At 34.3% G+C, this 18,365-nt stretch carries 14 protein-coding genes; 9 read left to right on the top strand and 5 right to left on the bottom strand.

From position 1 onward, the window contains the following. Positions 1-22: 22 nt before the first annotated feature. Entirely contained in the window at positions 23-1,273 is a 1,251-nt protein-coding gene (locus MG292_RS04740; RefSeq protein ID WP_264533854.1) for an ABC transporter permease, read from the bottom strand. Positions 1,274-1,439: 166 nt separating this feature from the next. Between MG292_RS04740 and purH the strand changes: the two genes are divergently transcribed. From purH to rodA, 6 genes are read left to right on the top strand one after another with little or no spacing between them, the layout of a single operon-like run. Next, positions 1,440-2,969, top strand: coding sequence for a bifunctional phosphoribosylaminoimidazolecarboxamide formyltransferase/IMP cyclohydrolase (purH, locus tag MG292_RS04735; protein WP_280158236.1), 1,530 nt, complete (start codon positions 1,440-1,442; stop codon positions 2,967-2,969). Positions 2,970-3,024: 55 nt separating this feature from the next. Continuing rightward, positions 3,025-4,053 (top strand): rod shape-determining protein, encoded by a 1,029-nt coding sequence (locus MG292_RS04730; protein WP_264533856.1) that lies wholly within the window; start codon positions 3,025-3,027, stop codon positions 4,051-4,053. 37 nt (positions 4,054-4,090) lie between these two features. Continuing rightward, the gene (gene mreC, locus MG292_RS04725) at positions 4,091-4,915 is read left to right on the top strand and encodes a rod shape-determining protein MreC (RefSeq protein ID WP_264533857.1); all 825 of its coding nucleotides are present in this window, start codon (positions 4,091-4,093) and stop codon (positions 4,913-4,915) included. Beyond that, positions 4,908-5,414, top strand: a complete 507-nt coding sequence (locus tag MG292_RS04720; protein ID WP_264533858.1) for a rod shape-determining protein MreD — start codon at positions 4,908-4,910, stop codon at positions 5,412-5,414. The genes mreC and MG292_RS04720 overlap by 8 nt, the downstream gene beginning before the upstream one ends. After that, on the top strand, positions 5,411-7,351 hold the full coding sequence (gene mrdA, locus MG292_RS04715; RefSeq protein WP_264533859.1) for a penicillin-binding protein 2: 1,941 nt from the start codon (positions 5,411-5,413) through the stop codon (positions 7,349-7,351). Before MG292_RS04720 ends, mrdA begins: the two co-directional genes overlap by 4 nt. A gap of 11 nt (positions 7,352-7,362) precedes the next feature. Then, complete coding sequence (gene rodA, locus MG292_RS04710) at positions 7,363-8,598, top strand: rod shape-determining protein RodA (protein WP_264533860.1); 1,236 nt, start codon at positions 7,363-7,365, stop codon at positions 8,596-8,598. Between the two features lie 74 nt (positions 8,599-8,672). Here rodA and MG292_RS04705 read toward each other — a convergent pair whose 3' ends face one another. Next, positions 8,673-10,940, bottom strand: a complete 2,268-nt coding sequence (locus tag MG292_RS04705) for a carboxy terminal-processing peptidase (protein ID WP_264533861.1) — start codon at positions 10,938-10,940, stop codon at positions 8,673-8,675. A gap of 183 nt (positions 10,941-11,123) precedes the next feature. Between MG292_RS04705 and MG292_RS04700 the strand changes: the two genes are divergently transcribed. From MG292_RS04700 to MG292_RS04690, 3 genes are all read left to right on the top strand, one after another. Next, positions 11,124-11,399: a hypothetical protein gene (locus MG292_RS04700; protein WP_264533862.1), complete on the top strand. Its 276-nt coding sequence runs from the start codon at positions 11,124-11,126 to the stop codon at positions 11,397-11,399. Positions 11,400-11,426: 27 nt separating this feature from the next. Then, complete coding sequence (gene lpxB / locus MG292_RS04695; protein WP_264533863.1) at positions 11,427-12,539, top strand: lipid-A-disaccharide synthase; 1,113 nt, start codon at positions 11,427-11,429, stop codon at positions 12,537-12,539. A 94-nt stretch (positions 12,540-12,633) separates the two neighbouring features. Continuing rightward, on the top strand, positions 12,634-14,667 hold the full coding sequence (locus tag MG292_RS04690) for a ComEC/Rec2 family competence protein (protein ID WP_264533864.1): 2,034 nt from the start codon (positions 12,634-12,636) through the stop codon (positions 14,665-14,667). A gap of 5 nt (positions 14,668-14,672) precedes the next feature. Here MG292_RS04690 and MG292_RS04685 read toward each other — a convergent pair whose 3' ends face one another. From MG292_RS04685 to MG292_RS04675, 3 genes are read right to left on the bottom strand one after another with little or no spacing between them, the layout of a single operon-like run. Beyond that, on the bottom strand, positions 14,673-15,134 hold the full coding sequence (locus MG292_RS04685; protein WP_264533865.1) for a thioredoxin family protein: 462 nt from the start codon (positions 15,132-15,134) through the stop codon (positions 14,673-14,675). A gap of 34 nt (positions 15,135-15,168) precedes the next feature. Further along, positions 15,169-16,656 carry a peptide MFS transporter gene (locus MG292_RS04680; RefSeq protein ID WP_413614217.1) on the bottom strand — a complete coding sequence of 496 codons (1,488 nt, stop codon included), beginning with the start codon at positions 16,654-16,656 and terminating at the stop codon, positions 15,169-15,171. Continuing rightward, positions 16,643-18,337, bottom strand: a complete 1,695-nt coding sequence (locus tag MG292_RS04675; RefSeq protein ID WP_264533866.1) for a peptide MFS transporter — start codon at positions 18,335-18,337, stop codon at positions 16,643-16,645. The genes MG292_RS04680 and MG292_RS04675 overlap by 14 nt, the downstream gene beginning before the upstream one ends. Between the last annotated feature and the right edge of the window lie 28 nt (positions 18,338-18,365).

Raw genomic sequence — 18,365 nt, 5'->3', positions numbered from 1 at the left:
TTATGTTCAACCACAATGCATTTTACATTCCTGTTCGAATTGCCTCTACAGGATCCAATTTAGCAGCGGTAATAGCAGGCAAAATCCCAGAAATTAATCCAATTAAAGCTGCTAATCCCGTACCTAAAAATACATTACCCATACTCAACACGAACTCAAAATCTAAGGCCTTGGTTAGCACAACAGAAATTATCCAAACCAACAACAAACCTACTGCTCCCCCAATAACGGAAAGTATAACTGCTTCAAAAAGAAATTGAAATAGAATGAATTTATTCTTTGCTCCTAACGATTTCTGAATTCCTATTAAATTTGTTCTTTCTTTTACCGAAACAAACATAATATTAGCAATTCCAAAACCTCCTACTAATAAAGAAAACCCACTTATAATCCAGCCCACTACATTCATCTGACCTACTATACCATCAATTAAATCAGTAAATCCAGACAAAACATTGATAAAGAAATTGTCAATTTCATCTGATTTCATTCCGCGATAATTTCGCAATTTTTGACCTAACTCCGCTTTAAACGCGTCCATATCTACTCCTTTTTCAGGTTTTACAAGAATTACAGGCGTCATAGCATCATTATTATCACCATACATACGTCTTAAAAAATTAACAGGAATAAATACTGAAGTATCATTACTATCTCCAAACATTCCTGCTCCTTGTTTTTTCAACACTCCTATTACCAAAAATCGTTGCCCATACAACCGTACATCCTTACCTATTGCATTACTATCTTCAAATAAGTTCTGAGCAATTTCATTTCCTAAAACAATCACAGCCGCTCCTGAATTAGACTCTGGCTCATTATAAAATCGCCCATCTTCAAATTCTAACCCTTGAATATCAATAAATTCATGAGAAACTGGTACAATATTTACATCACTCACAGAAGCTGATTGGTATTTTATAGATTCACTTTTAACAAAAAGTTGGAATCCCATTTGATCCAAATCGTTCATGGAATTTTTCAAATATTCATATTCGTCATATTTCACATCTGGAAATTGTTCTCTTTTCCATTGTGGAATTTCAGATGGCCCGAAAGAAAAACGCATTAAATAAATGGTGTTCTTATCCAAACTACTTAAATCTTTTTTGATTTTTTTATCCAATGAATCTACTGCAGCCAGTACTGCTATGATAGAAAAAATACCAATAGTAACTCCCAATAAAGAAAGTAACGTGCGGAGTTTATTATTGCGCAAAGCATTCATTGCAAAACCAAAACTCTCTTTTAATAATCGAAGATAAACCAACATACTATTTCTCTTTTGTACCCATGTAAAATTGAGTAAATTTTATTCAAAAACCTAATAAAAAAAATCTCCACAATAAGTACTCATTTTTAGCATAATGTTACAGCTTTAGAATGAGATTTATAATCAAAAAAAAACTATTTTTGCACTTTAAAATTTTAACTACACAATGAGCACAACTAAATCGATTCAATCGGCATTAATTTCAGTATTTTCAAAAGACGGTCTTGAACCAATTGTTAGGAAATTACATTCACAAAATGTAACACTTTATTCTACAGGAGGAACCGAAGACTTTATCAAAAATTTAGGCATTCCCGTAATTCCTGTAGAGGATGTAACTTCTTACCCTTCTATCCTTGGTGGAAGAGTAAAAACATTGCACCCAAAAGTTTTTGGAGGAATCCTAAACCGTCAAGATAATGAAAGTGATGTGCAACAAATGAAAGAATTTGACATTCCTCAAATTGATTTAGTAATTGTTGATTTATATCCTTTTGAAAAAACAGTCGCTTCAGGAGCAAGTGAAGCTGATATTATTGAAAAAATTGATATTGGCGGAATTTCATTGATTCGTGCTGCTGCAAAAAACTTCAAAGACACTGTAATTGTAGCTTCTGTTGACGATTATGGTTTGTTGTTTTTGGATATGATTACCAATCAAAATGGCGCTACTACCTTAGAAGACAGAAAGTTGTTAGCTACAAAAGCATTTCATGTTTCTTCACACTATGATGGTGCAATTTTTAATTACTTCAATACAGACGAAACCATATATAAAGAAAGTATTGCTAATGGCCAAGTATTGCGTTACGGGGAAAACCCGCACCAAAAAGGATTTTTCTTTGGCGAATTTGATAAAATGTTCAACAAAGTTCACGGAAAAGAGTTATCCTACAACAACCTCCTTGACGTAGATGCTGCCGTAAATTTAATTAATGAATTTAAAAATGACGGACCAACATTTGCCATTCTTAAACACAATAACGCTTGCGGGTTAGCAACTAGAAAATCTATTAGCGATGCTTATTTAGCAGCTTTGGCGTGCGACCCAACTTCAGCTTTTGGAGGAGTGTTAATTGCAAACACTAAAATTGACGTTGCAACAGCTACTGAAATTAACAAACTTTTTTGCGAGGTAGTTATCGCTCCTGCTTTTGACACAGAAGCTATCGCTATTTTAGAGGAAAAGAAAAACAGAATTATTTTGATTCAAAACGAAGTAGCCTTGCCTCAAAGACAGGTTCGCACTTGTTTGAACGGAATTCTAGTTCAAGACAGAAATAACATTACAGATACTAAAGAAGATTTAAAAACCGTAACACTAACAGCCCCAACTGCTCAAGAGGTAGAAGATTTAATTTTTGCTTCAAAAGTGTGCAAAAACACCAAGTCTAACACGATTGTTTTTGCTAAAAACGGAACGCTTATCTCTTCTGGAACAGGCCAAACTTCTAGAGTTGATGCTTTAATGCAAGCCATTGACAAAGCCAATGCTTTTGGTTTTGACTTGCACGGTGCTTCTATGGCAAGCGATGCTTTCTTCCCATTTCCTGACTGCGTAGAATTAGCAAAAAAAGCAGGAATCACAGCCGTAATACAACCAGGAGGATCAATTAAAGACCAATTGAGTATCGATTATTGTAATGAAAATAAATTAGCAATGGTATTTACAGGAACGCGTCATTTTAAACATTAATTTGTTTAACTTTGCTCGTTAGATAATTTTTAAATTTTAAACCCCGCTTAAGCTTATGGGATTTTTTGATTTTATGACCGAGGATATCGCAATTGACCTTGGTACCGCAAACACATTAATAATCCACAACGACAAAGTTGTTATAGATAGTCCTTCCATTGTTGCCCGAGACAGAATCTCAGGAAAAATCATTGCCGTAGGTAAAGAAGCTAACATGATGCAAGGAAAAACTCACGAAAACATCAAAACCATTCGACCTTTGAAAGATGGTGTAATTGCTGATTTTGATGCTTCAGAGAAAATGATAAATATGTTTATCAAAAGTATTCCTGCGCTAAAGAAAAAGATGTTTACTCCTGCACTACGAATGGTAGTTTGTATTCCTTCAGGTATTACTGAAGTGGAAATGAGAGCAGTAAAAGAATCATGTGAACGAGTGAATGGTAAGGAAGTATATTTGATTCACGAACCAATGGCTGCTGCTATTGGTATTGGGATTGACATTATGCAACCAAAAGGAAATATGATTGTGGATATCGGGGGCGGAACTACTGAGATTGCTGTAATAGCTCTTGGAGGTATTGTTTGTGACAAATCAGTTAAAATTGCTGGAGATGTATTCACTAATGATATTATTTATTACATGCGTACACAACACAATTTATTTGTAGGAGAAAGTTCAGCCGAAAAAATCAAGATTCAAATTGGAGCTGCAATAGAAGATTTAGAAACTCCACCAGATGACATGTCTGTGCAAGGGCGTGATTTATTAACTGGTAAACCGAAACAAGTTGAAGTGTCTTATCGAGAAATTGCAAAAGCTTTAGACAAATCAATCCAACGTATTGAAGATGCTATTATGGAAACCTTATCACAAACACCTCCAGAATTAGCAGCTGATATTTACAATACAGGAATTTATCTTGCAGGTGGAGGGTCTATGTTAAGAGGACTTGACAAACGTATCTCACTAAAAACAGACTTGCCTGTTTACATTGCAGAGGACCCATTAAGAGCTGTTGTAAGAGGTACCGGAATGGCTCTTAAAAACATCAATAGATTTAAAAGTATCTTGATTAAATAGTCTTACGAAAAAGTCATAAATAATACACATTTAAAAAATGCAGCAAATATTTAATTTTATATTTAAAAACAGTAATCGTTTACTGTTTTTGCTGCTTTTGGGCATTTCATTAACACTAACTATTCAATCGCATTCTTTTCATAGAAGCAAAGTGATTAGTTCCGCTAATTTCTTAAGTGGAGGTGTTTATGAACAGCTGAATGAATTTGACGAATACCTCAGCTTGCGCTCTCAAAATGAAGCTTTAGCTCAAGAGAATGCCGCTCTTAAAAGTTTGTTATTTAACAAAAAAGACACCACTGTTATTAGAAAATTAGATAGTATCAAAGGTGTAAAACCAAATGACATTATTGTTTCTAAAGTAATACACAATTCGTATAATGTTTATGAAAACTATCTCACCATTAATTCTGGAGAATTACAAGGCGTGAAACCAGACATGGGAGTGGTCAATAGCTTAGGAATTGTAGGTATTGTAGACAACACCTCGCCCCATTATGCAACTGTAATAAGTATTTTAAATAAGAAATCTCAAATTAATGCTAAAATCAAAAAATCAAATCATTTTGGTTCATTAATTTGGAATGGCAAAAGTACTGGATTTGTACAACTAATTGATGTACCTCGATTAGCCTCTGTTAGAAAAGGAGACACCATAGTAACAGGAGGACAATCTGTAATATTCCCTGAAAATATTAATATTGGCACTATTGATAAAGTCTACATTGATAACGAAACCAACTATTACACTTTAGACGTTAAACTATTTAATGACATGACTAATCTAGGCCATGTGTACATCATAAAAGGTAAAGATCGTCAAGAAATTATGAATCTAGAAAAACGAGAAGAAAATGAATAGTAGTTTGTTTTTCAATATTTTCAGATTTTTTATTTTACTAACCATACAAGTTATTGTTTTTAATAATATCAACCTATTTGGGTTCATTAGTCCGTTCCCTTATGTTTTATTTATTATTTTATATCCTGTAAACGGTAATAAATCGGGTCTATTAGTAACGAGTTTTTTATTAGGATTAATACTCGACATGTTTAGTAATTCAGGCGGAATACACACAACCGCTTGTTTAACTTTAGCCTACTTTAGACCTGCTGTATTCAAATTTGCCTTTGGAGTAAGTTATGAATACCAAACTATAAAACTAAATGACGTACTAACCCCTGAACGATTCTCATTTATTTTAGTATCAGTACTCATACACCATTTAGTATTATTCATATTAGAAGCGTTTGAATTTAACTTATTTTGGGATATTTTACTACGTACTCTACTTAGCAGTATTCTCACAATTATTATTTGTATTGTCATCATATATTTAATTAAGCCCAATAAACGATGAGAAAAGTCTTGCTGCCTACCCTGATTATTGTTGCAGCATCATTGCTGGTATTACGAATATTTTACCTACAAGTTATTGATGATTCATTCAAATTGAAATCAGACAATAACGCGATTAAAATCAAATATGATTACCCCGAAAGAGGTTATATTTATGATAGAAACGGAAAATTATTAGTTTCTAATCAAGCCTCTTATGATATCATGGTTATTCCTAGGGAAGTTAAAAATTTAGATACTTTAGAATTTTGCCAATTACTAAATATTAATAAAGAAGAATTTCTTAAAAAAATTGAAAAAGCAAAAGTATATAGCCCAAGACTACCTTCTGTTTTCTTATCGCAATTAAATAAAATTGAATTTGCTGCTTTTCAGGAGAAAATTAGAAAATTTCAAGGATTTTATTTTCAAAAGAGGTCATTACGAGATTATGAAGTTAATTTTGGAGCCAATGTATTTGGTTTTATTACACAAGTTAACGAGAATCTGATCGCAAAAAATCCTTATTATAACAGCGGTGACTTGATTGGTAGACAAGGTGTCGAAGAAAGCTATGAAGAAATTTTACGAGGAATTAAAGGAGTAAAATACATTCAAAAAGATAAATACAACAGGGAAATAGGTTCTTTCAAAGAAGGTAAATACGATACTGTAGCCGTTCAAGGAAAAGATATTAACCTAACTATTGATGCTGAATTACAAAAATATGGCGAAGAATTAATGATTAATAAACGAGGTGGTATTGTTGCTATCGAACCTAAAACTGGTGAAATATTATCATTAGTAACTGCCCCTTCATACGATCCTGCTATACTCGTTGGAAGACAACGATCTAAAAATTACACCATGTTGTACAAAGATTCTATTGCTAAACCACTTTACGATAGAGGACTTTTGGCCGAGTATCCTCCAGGATCTCCCTTCAAACTTATGACTGGTCTTGTTGCCTTGCAAGAAGGGGTTATTAATGAGCAAACTTCTGTAGCTTGTCATCATGGTTTTAGCTATGCTAGAGGTCGTTTTATGAGATGCCACTGTCATGGAGGAATGCTACAATTACATCGCGGAATTTACGAATCGTGTAATGCCTTCTTTGGCACAGCTTATATGAAGACAATCAACAAATATGTGCAACCTTCTTATGCTGTTGATGTTTGGAGCAAACATGTTAAAAGTTTTGGCCTAGGCCAATTTATGGGATACGATTTACCAACGGGAAGACGTGGAAACATTCCAACTTCAAAAACATACAAACGAATTTATCCTAATGGAGGCTGGAGAAGCACTGCAATTGTATCTAATGCAATCGGACAAGGAGAAGTCCTTATGACACCTATTCAATTGGCTAATATGATGGCAACCATAGCTAATCAAGGGTATTATTACACCCCTCATATTATTAAAAAAATAAAAGGACAACGCATTGATCCTAAATTTACTACCAAGCACGTCACTACTATAAATAAAAAACATTTCAAACCAATTATAGATGGTTTATTCGATGTATATAATTTTGGAACAGCTTATTTTTTAAAAGCAGAAGGTATCGATATTTGTGGAAAAACAGGAACAGCTGAAAATTTTGCCAAAATAAATGGTAAAAGAACTCAGCTTGAAGACCACTCGATATTTGTTGCTTTTGCACCTAAAAACAATCCAAAAATAGCAATTGCTGTAATGGTAGAAAATGGTGGATTTGGAGCTACCATAGCTGGCCCAATTGCAACATTAATGATAGAAAAATACCTCAGAAAAAAAATTACTAGAACTGATTTAGAAACACGTATTTTAAATAAAAGTCTACAAGGTCAATATGCCAAATTAGGTGGGCTTTCTGAAGCAGTAAAATTAGAGATGAAAAGACAAGATTCTATTGCAGGAAAGAAAACATTGGTCTCAAAAGTAAACAAAGACACTATTAGATCCAACAAAAAGTGATTCATTAAACTATGAAAAATCAAAGCATTACAAATAATCTCGACTGGATATGTGTTATTATTTATTGTGTATTAGTATCGTTGGGCTGGCTAAACATTTATTCTTCGTCCCTATCTTCGATGGAAGGCACTTCGGAAAAGCAATTTATTTTTATTGCATTAACCATTCCTTTGATTTTTATTGTTCTTTTTGTTGAAGGTAAATTCTATGAAAAATATGCCTCAATCATTTTTGGAATCTCTCTATTGTCTTTGATAGGGCTATTTGCTGTGGGAAAAACTATTGCTGGTCAACGTTGTTGGTACGGATTTGGAAGTTTTACATTACAACCTTCTGAATTTGCTAAGGCTGCCACCGCTTTGGCTTTAGCCAAATACCTGAGTGACACCCAAATCAATCTCAAATACACCAACAGACAAATCCAAGCATTAGCCATCGTATTCTTACCTGTATTGTTAATATTACCTCAACCAGACCCAGGAAGCGCATTAATATACAGTGCATTCTTCTTAGTTTTATACCGTGAAGGGCTTCCTTCTTGGTACATTTGGACTGGATTTTCTGCAATACTTTTATTTGTTCTAACCCTAATTTTACAACCTCAATATGTAATTCTACTTGCATTACTAGTTATTGTTATTGTATATTATAAATCAAGATTAGCCGACAGAAATATTGTAATGAGTGCTATTCTTTTTACTCTTATATCTGGTTTTGTACTATCTGTGAATTATGTATTTACACATGTATTTAAACAGCACCATAGAGACCGTTTTAATATATTATTAGGAAAAACAGTAGATATGAAAGGTATTGGATACAATACTAATCAATCTGAAATTGCAATTGGATCGGGTGGTTTTTTTGGAAAAGGTTTTTTAGAAGGGACACAAACTAAAGGAGGATTTGTACCTGAACAACATACCGATTATATATTTACTACTGTTGGAGAAGAATGGGGATTCATAGGCTCTTTAGTGGTAATCGCTCTTTTTGTGACGTTATTTCTTCGAATCATCTATCTAGCCGAAAGACAAAAAACAAAATTCAGCCGTGTATATGGTTATTGTGTAGCAGCAATATTATTCATCCATTTTTTTGTAAATATCGCCATGGTTGTGGGAATTTTTCCAACAATTGGAGTGCCTCTTCCTTTCTTTTCTTATGGAGGATCTGGATTATGGGGTTTTACTATTCTGCTTTTTATTTTCTTAAAAATGGATGCCAACAAAGTAAATGAATGGTAATTTTACATCCGTACTATAAAAAAGCAAAGCCCTCAATTGAGGGCTTTGCTTTTTAAATCTATTTAATTTATTGATTATGATTTAACCAGTTTATTGCTTTTTAACTTTGCAACCATCGGCTTCTTTGTCACAGCTTTTGATTGTAAATCATCTAATACATTCAAGGCTTCCTCTACATAAATATCTTTTGATAACGATTCATGCCAACGATCTCTTTTCTCTTTCAAAACACTGTCTTTATTCATTGCTTCATACTCGTAAGGCAAAGAACTAAACTTTAAATTATTTTTATAATTCTGAAGCGGTTTGTATTTTTTTGCTTTCTCTTCAATTTGCTTTTGTGCCATCCTAAACTTGTCGATATTCAAGCTGTATACATAATCTTGACTACGACTATCAATCCATTTGGCATTATCTTCTACCAATTGAAATTGTGGATTTTGAGCGATTCTTTTTTTACTGTTAGCAATGGCTTGGCTAAAGTTATTATTGTTGGTCCAAACTCCATATTGAGCTGGATCTATTTTATCCCAAGGCATTGCATTATGGACATCACGTTCCCCCATTTTTAAATAAGCATAACGATCCGGCATTACCACATCACTACTCACTCCCTCTAATTGTGTTGATCCTCCGTTAATTCTGTAGAATTTTTGAGTAGTTGTTTTCAATGCTCCTAAATCGCCAACGGAACTGCTACGCACAAATTGATTCAAATCAATTACATTTTGCACCGTTCCTTTTCCGTAAGTTTGCTTACTCCCAAGGATAATTCCGCGCTTGTAGTCTTGAATGGCTGCTGCCAAAATTTCAGAAGCCGAAGCGGAGAAACTGTTCACCATAATTACTAAAGGTCCATCCCACTCGATTTTCTTATCACGGTCGTACAACACTTCTTTCCTTCTCCCTGCCGATTTGATTTGGACAATTGGCCCCTCTTCAATAAATAAACCAGCAATATCTACAACGGTCGATAAAGAACCTCCTCCATCATCACGAACGTCTAATACAATACCATTGACACCCTCTTTTTTCAAACGAGATACTTCTAAAGCAATATCTTTACCTGCATCTCTACCATCTTTATTCTCAAAATCAATGTAAAATTTTGGTAAATAAATTACCCCGTATTTCAAGCCATTTTTTTCGACAACACTTGATTTAGCATACGTTTCTTCAATTTCAACAATATCTCTAATGATTGAAATTACTTTAATAGTTCCATCCACTTTTTTTACGGTAAGACGTACTTCAGTACCTTTTGGCCCTTTGATTTTCTTTACAACATCATCTAGACGCATTCCAACTACATCCACTGGTTGTTGGTTTCCTTGTCCTACTTTAATTACTACATCACCTGCCTCTAATTGTTTTCCTCTCCAAGCTGGCCCTCCCGAAATCAATTCAGAAATTTCAGTATAATCATTTTTCTTTTGTAAACGCGCACCAATACCTTCTAACTTCCCACTAATACTAACATCAAAACGTTCTTTTTCTTCTGGCGCCAAGTAATTCGTATGTGGGTCAAAACGGCCTGTAATCGTATTTAAATAGACCGAAAAATAATCGTTTCTATCCAAGTCCTTAATAAACCCAAAATATTCATCTAATGATTTCAACGAACTCTCTCTAGTCTCTTTTTCTAATTCTTCAAAAGATTTCACCTTCCCTGCGTCAGCAGCAGTGGTCTCTTTTTTAGTTTCGGCTACGTTGTCTTGGAAAACAGTTTCTGAGTTAACTGGAGCAGCGGCGTCTTTTAAGTCTTTATCTACCTTACCATTATTTTCTTGAATCTCTAAACGATCCACTAAAGAAGATAAGGCCGACAATTTAATTTGCTTGCGCCATCTTTCATTTAACTCCGCTGCATTTTTTGCATAAGGCATTTTCTCATAATTCGTATTGAACGATTCGTCTACTTTATAATCAAATGGTTTACTCAATACTGATTTATAAATAGCTTTACTCTCCTCCATACGTTGCATTAAACGAGTATAAGTCAAATCAAAAAATGTCAAATCTTTATTCTGAATTTGATTATCCAATTCCAATTCGTATTTTGAAAACTCATCGATATCCGACTGCAAGAAAAAGCGTTTTGATGGATCTAAAGCCTCAATATAATCTTTGTAAACTCCTTTAGAAAATTCATCATCCATTGTTGCAGGACTATAATGCCCTTTTTCTAGAACAAAAGTTAATAGTTCTATCAAAAGTTTATCTTTTTCTGGATCAGAAGTATTGACAGTATTTAGCCTAAAAGCAAACAAAGTCAATGACAAAAAAGTAACACCTAAGAGTATTTTATAGTTTCTTTTCATAAAGGTAATTATAGTATTCATCAAGTTTTTTGTCTAAATTACTGTAAAAATAATACCAACAATTATAAGGACAACATAATTTTTTGTTAAAGATATAAAATTGTTCTTTTTACCAAAGATTAAATAGTTGAAGTTGGTATTTTTTGTTTTTCTTTGTTCAGTATTTTTGATGAAATTCATTTAATAAAACTAATTTATATCCTTTTGAAAAATAAAACCGACTTACTTCTTGGATTTGTAATTGGACTAATCACTTCTTTTTTAGGATGTTTTCTATTCATTAGCTTATTCACTGAGTATACTTTCGTTACTGGAATCGAATTATTACACGCAGATGGTAAATTAGGCAAGATAATCACTCTTGGGACCGTCTTGGATTTAATCGTTTTTTGGGCCTTGTTAAAATCATACAAAGAGTTCATGGCACGCGGTGTAATTTTGGCCGTTATCGTCTTAACCATTATCACTTTATTTGTATAACTTTCAGAAAAATACGCAATAAAAAAGATGAAATATTACATTATAGCAGGAGAAGCTTCGGGCGATTTACACGGATCCAATTTAATGAAAGCCTTATACCACGAGGACCCGAAAGCCGAGATTCGCTTTTGGGGAGGCGATTTGATGCAAGCTGTTGGCGGAACTTTGGTAAAACATTACAAAGAACTCGCTTTCATGGGATTTATTGAAGTGCTTTTCAATTTAAAAACCATTTTAAACAATATTACCATTGCTAAAAAAGATATTTTGGAGTTCCAACCTGATGTAATCGTTTTTATTGATTATCCCGGATTTAACTTGCGTATTGCCAAATGGGCAAAAACCATAAATATCAAAACCCACTATTACATTTCGCCTCAAATCTGGGCTTGGAAAGAAAATAGGATCACCGATATCAAGCGTGATGTGGATGAGATGTATGTGATTTTGCCTTTTGAAAAAGAGTTTTACGAAAACAAACACCATTACCCGGTTCACTTTGTGGGACATCCTTTGATTGATGCCATCCACAACCAACCATCAATTGATTCCCCTATTTTTAGAAAAGAAAACAACTTGAGCGACCAACCCATTATTGCTATTTTGCCGGGGAGTCGAAAACAAGAAATAACCAAAATGCTCTCCGTGATGTTAAGTGTAGTCAATGATTTTCCAGACTACCAATTTGTGATTGCGGGTGCGCCAAGTCAAGAATTTTCTTTTTACGAAAAGTTCATTACCAACTCCAACATCAAATTCATCTCGAATAAAACCTACTCGTTACTGCAAATAGCCACAGCTGCTCTAGTAACTTCTGGAACGGCTACATTAGAAACGGCTCTTTTTAAAGTTCCTGAAGTGGTATGTTACAAAGGAAGCTGGGCTTCGTACCAAATTGCAAAACGTATCATTACTTTGAAATATATTTCGTTAGTCAACCTCATCATGGATAAAGAAGTGGTAACCGAATTAATTCAAGACGACTGTACCACGAAACGCATCAAAGAGGAATTAGCTAAAATTCTAGAAGGCGACCAACGCACCCAACTATTAGCCCATTACGACCAATTAGAAGAAAAACTAGGTGGTATTGGCGCGAGTCAAAAAACAGCACAGTTAATTGTAACTAATTTAAAGTAGTTTTAAAATATATACTAAAAAACTTCCAAATTTAAAAGACTGGAAGCTTTTAAATTTTATATAGTTCGCTTTTAATTTTTTGTATTTTAGTAACATGAAAGTTTTGCAATTCCCCCTAGCAAGAGTTACATTGGTTTTTATTGTAGGTATTGTATTTGCCTATTATAAACAACCTAGTCCCAATCTTGTGTTCGCCTCTCTCTTTGTGGCTACCCTATTATTGGGTGGTGTTTATTTTTGGTGTACCAAAAAACCAAATCTTCTTCGTTATTTTGGCCTGACTGTTTACGGACTTGCTTTTGCCATTGGTGTAAGTACCCAAACCATTCATACTGATTCCTATCAAAAAAATCATTTCACCCAAATTCAAAACGTTTTTGAGCAACAACACGCCTTTACGTTAGTACTCAACGAAAAATTAAAAAGTAGTAATTCTAGTCAGCGGTATGTGGCTTTGGTAAGCCAAATAGACAAAACCCAATGTTCTGGAAAATTACTGCTCAATATCAAAAAAGACAGTTTGCATCATGTTTTTGTTATTGGCAATCGGCTCCAAATCCAAGGCAGTTTGTATCCCAACAGCAGTCCTAAAAACCCCAACCAATTTGATTATGGGAAATACCTAACGAACAAACAAATCTATGGCCAGCTGTATGCTGATGCCTCTGACATCAAAGTAAGTTCTCTGATTGAAAAAGATAGTTGGTATTATGCTGCCCAAATTCGGAACACCATCATTAACAATTTAAAAAAAGACGGTTTTCACTCCACTGAACTGAATGTAGCCGTTGCTTTACTGCTCGGTCAGCAACAAGACATTGACCCTGAAATTATCCAAGACTACCAATATGCAGGCGCAGTCCATATTTTATCCGTTTCTGGGTTACACATCGGATTTATTTTATTGTTTGTTACTTTTATACTAAAACCTGTCCCTAACAATAGAAAAGGCTCGTTGTTGAAATTGATTGTCATTTTATGCTCGCTTTGGCTGTTTGGAATCTTGGCAGGATTAGCACCATCAGTAGTGCGTTCTGTAACCATGTTTTCGTTTGTAGCCATTGGGCAACACCTTCGCCGAAGCGTGAATATTTACCACACTTTATTGGTGTCTATTTTACTAATTTTGTTAGTACAACCCGCTTTTCTATTTGATGTAGGATTTCAACTAAGCTATTTGGCGTTATTTTTTATCTTGTGGTTTCACCCTCTATTATCAAGCCTTTGGGAACCCAAAAACAAAATCTCAAAATACATTTGGGACATTCTTAGCGTTTCATTTGCCGCACAAATAGGAACACTGCCTTTGAGTTTGTATTATTTTCATCAGTTTCCAGGATTGTTTTTTATAACTAATTTGGTTATCATTCCTTTAACAGGATTCATTATGGGGTTAGGCGTGTTAGTAATGGTATTGGCATTTTTTGACCAATGTCCTTTTTTCGTATCCAAAGCATTGGAATGGAGTTTGTTTGTAGTGGACAAAATCATCCACACCATCGCAAATGCAGAACAATTTATCATTAAAGATATTCCGTTCACGCTAACTTTTCTCTTGAGTAGTTATGCGGTAGTTTTCAGTACAATTCTTTGGTTTAAGAAACCGCAATTTCAACGTTTGGTTGCTGTCTTAGTTTCGGTTATTGTAGTACAAATAGCTTTTTTATGGAACAAATGGCAAGTGACAAACCAACAAGAATGGGTAGTATTTAATTCAAAAAAGAACACCTTGATTGCCGAACGCAACGGGAGAACGGTTACACTTTACGCAAATGATAGCCTCCAAAAAGTCGGTGCAAAAAACAAGACACTCAACGCTTATCTTGTGGGTAATTTTAGTCATTTGGCCGCAGCCAAAGAATTAAAAAACACCATTTACTTCAACAAAAAGCGTATTTTGATTATAGATAGCACAGGGGTTTATCCGGAAAATCACCCTGATATTATTGTACTCACTCAATCACCTAAAATTAATTTAGAACGACTCATTCGAATAAGTCAGCCTAAAGAAATTGTCGCCGATGCGTCGAATTACAAAACCCTACAGAAACTTTGGAAAGCCAGTTGTGAAAAAGAAAAAATCCCTTTTCACTCCACAAGTGAAAAGGGATTTTATATCCTACGTTAAAGTATTTATTTTTTCTTCAAAATTCCGTCGGCAACTGCTAACCACGCCTTAGGCCCACCAGCAACATACCCTGTATTTCCCAAAGCTTGAAAGTTAATTTTACCAGCCGATTCTTGTACATTGCTAAAAAACACAGTTGGATATCCTTGAATACCGAAAATTTGTTGTAATTGTGCGTTTTGTTGTTTGATTTCGTTGGTTTGAGCTTTTGCTCTTGGATAATCCAATTCAACCAAAACCACATTATCCTTTGCCCAAGTAGCAAATTCAGGTGTTTTCAACACTTCTTTTTGCAAACGAATACACCAACCACACCAGTCACTTCCCGTAAAAAATAACAACAATGGCTTTTTAGTTTTCTTAGAAACTTCAATGGCTTTATTTACATTAGTTTCCCAATACAATTCTTGTGCTTGTAGAGAAATTGAACCTAAAACAAATACTAAGGTGATAATTATTTTTTTCATTTTGTTGTATATTTATGAAATCAAAATTAGTGATTTATTTCACTTCCTGCATTAATTTTTTTATCAAAGGTGTAATCACAATTAAAAATACACCTGCAATAATGGAATAAATAGCCAATTGATAATAGCCTTCGGTGTACGATTGCAATTTAGACACTAATGTATTCCCCGTATCTGAATTGGACATAGCAGCGCCTAATTTCCCAGCGGCTAATTGACCAAATGCGCTAGCCAAAAACCACAATCCCATCATCATCCCGAAGAGACGTTTTGGCGAAAGCTTTGTAATAATTGACATCCCAATAGGACCCAAACACAATTCGCCAACGGTAGTTACCAAATAAGCAAATGTAAACACATTCAAAGAAGCAACTCCTTTCACGTTGGCAAAAAATCGAGTGAGATAAAAGATATAAAACGAAGCGCCAAGGAATAAAAATCCGATTCCGAATTTGACAATAGTATTGGGTTCTATTTTTCTCTTCCCTAACCACAACCATAGCAACCCAATTAGCGGACTCAATACAATTACAAAAAAAGTATTGGAACTATTGTTAACTACATTGGGATCGATATGAAAGAACAGCAAACTATCATTCAAATTGTCTTTGGCAAAAAGAGATAATGAACCACCACTTTGCTCGTATATCGCATTGAATAAAAAGTAAAAAAAGATGAATAAGAACGCTGCAATTAATTTTTTTTGCAAAGCACTATTTTTCAAATTGACTGTCTCGAATACAAAATAGAGAACTGCTAATACTCCTATGGAGTACATAAAATAATCCGTGTAATCCGTGTTTTTTACCATTAAAAATATCAATGGAATACTCAACAACGAACCTATATAAACTAAAATTTCACGAATTTTTCTTTTATTTGAAGTCAGATGTAATAAAGGAGAATTGCCAATAGGTCCTAACTGTTTTTTGGTCAACAAAAATGTAATCAAACCCAAAAGCATCACAATCGCCGCCGATAAGAAACACCATTGCCAGGAATAATATTTACCTAAATAAATACATAATGCGCCTCCTAAAAGTCCGCCTACATTAATTCCAGCATAAAACATTCCGTAACCTGCATCGCGTCTGTTGTCATTTTCATGATACAATTCACCCACCATAGAAGAAATATTCGGTTTAAAAAAACCTGTTCCAATAATTGAAAACGCTATTCCATAATAAAACAAAGTTGCTGGAGAAAAAGCAATTAATAGATTGCCTAAAATCATCACGATTCCTCCAAACAATAACGATTTTTTGAACCCTAAAATTTTATCAGCAAAAATCCCTCCGATAAACGTGAACGCGTAGACAAAAGCTTGAATAGCTCCATATTGCAAATTAGCCGCTTCATCTTTTAAGAGTAATTGATCTACCATAAAATAGGTCAAAACTCCACGCATTCCATAAAAACAGAAACGTTCCCACATTTCTACTAAAAACAAATACCACAATTGCTTGGGGTATTTGCCTTCAAAGTTTTGAATTTTTTCTATGGTTAAATTATCGGACACCATGCATCATTTTTTTCAATACTGGAGTCAACGCAAACAAAATTAAGGATGCAATTCCTGTCAACACCACAAACACCATGAAGAATTCAAATAGATTGTGAATTTCAAAACCAGCAAAAATTGGATTATGATCGCTAATTTGATTATCGGCTAACAACTTCAATTGCTCTGCTGTTGGCGTAATTTTTTTATCTAAAATAGCTTGTAAATCAATCCCAAGATTTTTTGCTTTATCAAATTTATCTCCTGTCGCCGGCAAGATAGAACCTAATGTCCCCCCTAATGCATATCCAGAAGCATTCGACAAAAAGAAAACACCATATAATAAAGAAGCAAAACGCTTTGGTGATAATTTCCCAACTAAAGACAAACCTATTGGCGACAAGCACAACTCAGCACATGTATTTAAGAAATACAATAAAATCAACCATTTAACTGCTAATAAGCCTGAAGTTCCTAAGCCTTTAACTTGATTAGCAATCATAAAGAAACTCACTGTAATTAAAAATAAGCCTAACGCCAATTTGAATGGAGAAATAGGTTCTTTATCTTTAGCTCTTAATCTGTCCCATAACATACTAAATGGAACCGCTAAAATAACAACGAAAAGTCCATTAAAAATTTGCACCATCGAAGCTGGCATTTGCCATCCAAATAAAAACGTTCTGTCGGTTTGATTATCGGCAATAAAGGTCAAAGAAGAACCTGCTTGTTCAAAAGCGGCCCAAAAGAAAATGATAAAGAACGATACAATATAAATGACTAAGATTCGGTCTCTCTCTATTTTGGTCAACGAACTATCAGATAAAATTAATCCTGCTAAGGTAATTCCACTCGCATAAATTATTGGATAAATAATCGTCTTTACTACATTATCCCCTTCAACCGAAGAATGGAACAGGAAAAATAAGCCTACAAAACAAAGTGCAGCAATGAATAATGCTTTTGGAGTGAATACTGCTTTTTGCGCTTCTCCTTCTTCGTAATCTGAGGATTCATTTTTAGAAGGCAACCCGCCAATTGGTTTTCCTTCTGGCGAAACCACATATTTGTCTTTTAAAAAGTAAAATAAAATAGTCCCTAAAAGCATCGCAATCGAAGCGGCAAGGAATCCCCATTTGAACGCATGAATATCTCTAATTCCAGCGGAATCTTTAACATCTCCTAATAATGGACAAATAGATTGCCCTAAGAAAGCTCCAATGTTAATTCCCATATAAAAAATAGTAAATGCCGTATCCAATTTATTTTTTTCTTGTTTTGGGTACAAACTTCCCACCATAGAAGAAATATTCGGTTTGAAGAATCCATTACCTAAAATAATGGCTCCCAAACCACTGTACATAATGGTTGTTGCCAAAGGTAAATTATCACCAAAAACACTCGCACTGGTAAATAACAACAACTGACCAATGGCCATGATCAATCCACCCAACAAAATACAATTTCTATTGCCTAAAAACCGATCGGCAATAAACCCGCCTAACATTGGTGTTAAATAACAAAGCCCTAAGAAACCTCCATAAATTAAGGACGCATCTTCCTCGTTCATTACCAATGAATTCACAAGGAAAAGCACTAATAAAGTTCGCATTCCGTAGAAATTGAATCGTTCCCACATTTCTGTTCCAAACAATACCCAAAGCCCTTTTGGATGCGCTGTTTTCGATTGAGTTGCTGTCATAAATTTATTTTTTGGTTGTAATTATTGG

Origin of the sequence: Flavobacterium keumense, from assembly GCF_029866485.1 — a bacterium.
GTDB classification, from domain to species: domain Bacteria; phylum Bacteroidota; class Bacteroidia; order Flavobacteriales; family Flavobacteriaceae; genus Flavobacterium; species Flavobacterium keumense.
The sequence above is the reverse complement of the archived record's forward strand: the minus strand, read 5'-3'. Positions and strand labels throughout refer to the sequence as shown.

Bases quoted from the DNA above. Each gene is read 5' to 3' on its own strand.
- MG292_RS04690 (WP_264533864.1), top strand. From the start codon at position 12,634: ATGAAAGTTTTGCAATTCCCCCTAGCAAGAGTTACATTGGTTTTTATT.
- rodA (WP_264533860.1), top strand. From the start codon at position 7,363: ATGAAAAATCAAAGCATTACAAATAATCTCGACTGGATATGTGTTATT.
- MG292_RS04705 (WP_264533861.1), bottom strand. From the start codon at position 10,940: ATGAATACTATAATTACCTTTATGAAAAGAAACTATAAAATACTCTTA.
- lpxB (WP_264533863.1), top strand. From the start codon at position 11,427: ATGAAATATTACATTATAGCAGGAGAAGCTTCGGGCGATTTACACGGA.
- mrdA (WP_264533859.1), top strand. From the start codon at position 5,411: ATGAGAAAAGTCTTGCTGCCTACCCTGATTATTGTTGCAGCATCATTG.
- mreC (WP_264533857.1), top strand. From the start codon at position 4,091: ATGCAGCAAATATTTAATTTTATATTTAAAAACAGTAATCGTTTACTG.
- MG292_RS04720 (WP_264533858.1), top strand. From the start codon at position 4,908: ATGAATAGTAGTTTGTTTTTCAATATTTTCAGATTTTTTATTTTACTA.
- purH (WP_280158236.1), top strand. From the start codon at position 1,440: ATGAGCACAACTAAATCGATTCAATCGGCATTAATTTCAGTATTTTCA.
- MG292_RS04675 (WP_264533866.1), bottom strand. From the start codon at position 18,337: ATGACAGCAACTCAATCGAAAACAGCGCATCCAAAAGGGCTTTGGGTA.
- MG292_RS04740 (WP_264533854.1), bottom strand. From the start codon at position 1,273: ATGTTGGTTTATCTTCGATTATTAAAAGAGAGTTTTGGTTTTGCAATG.
- MG292_RS04685 (WP_264533865.1), bottom strand. From the start codon at position 15,134: ATGAAAAAAATAATTATCACCTTAGTATTTGTTTTAGGTTCAATTTCT.
- MG292_RS04730 (WP_264533856.1), top strand. From the start codon at position 3,025: ATGGGATTTTTTGATTTTATGACCGAGGATATCGCAATTGACCTTGGT.
- MG292_RS04680 (WP_413614217.1), bottom strand. From the start codon at position 16,656: ATGGTGTCCGATAATTTAACCATAGAAAAAATTCAAAACTTTGAAGGC.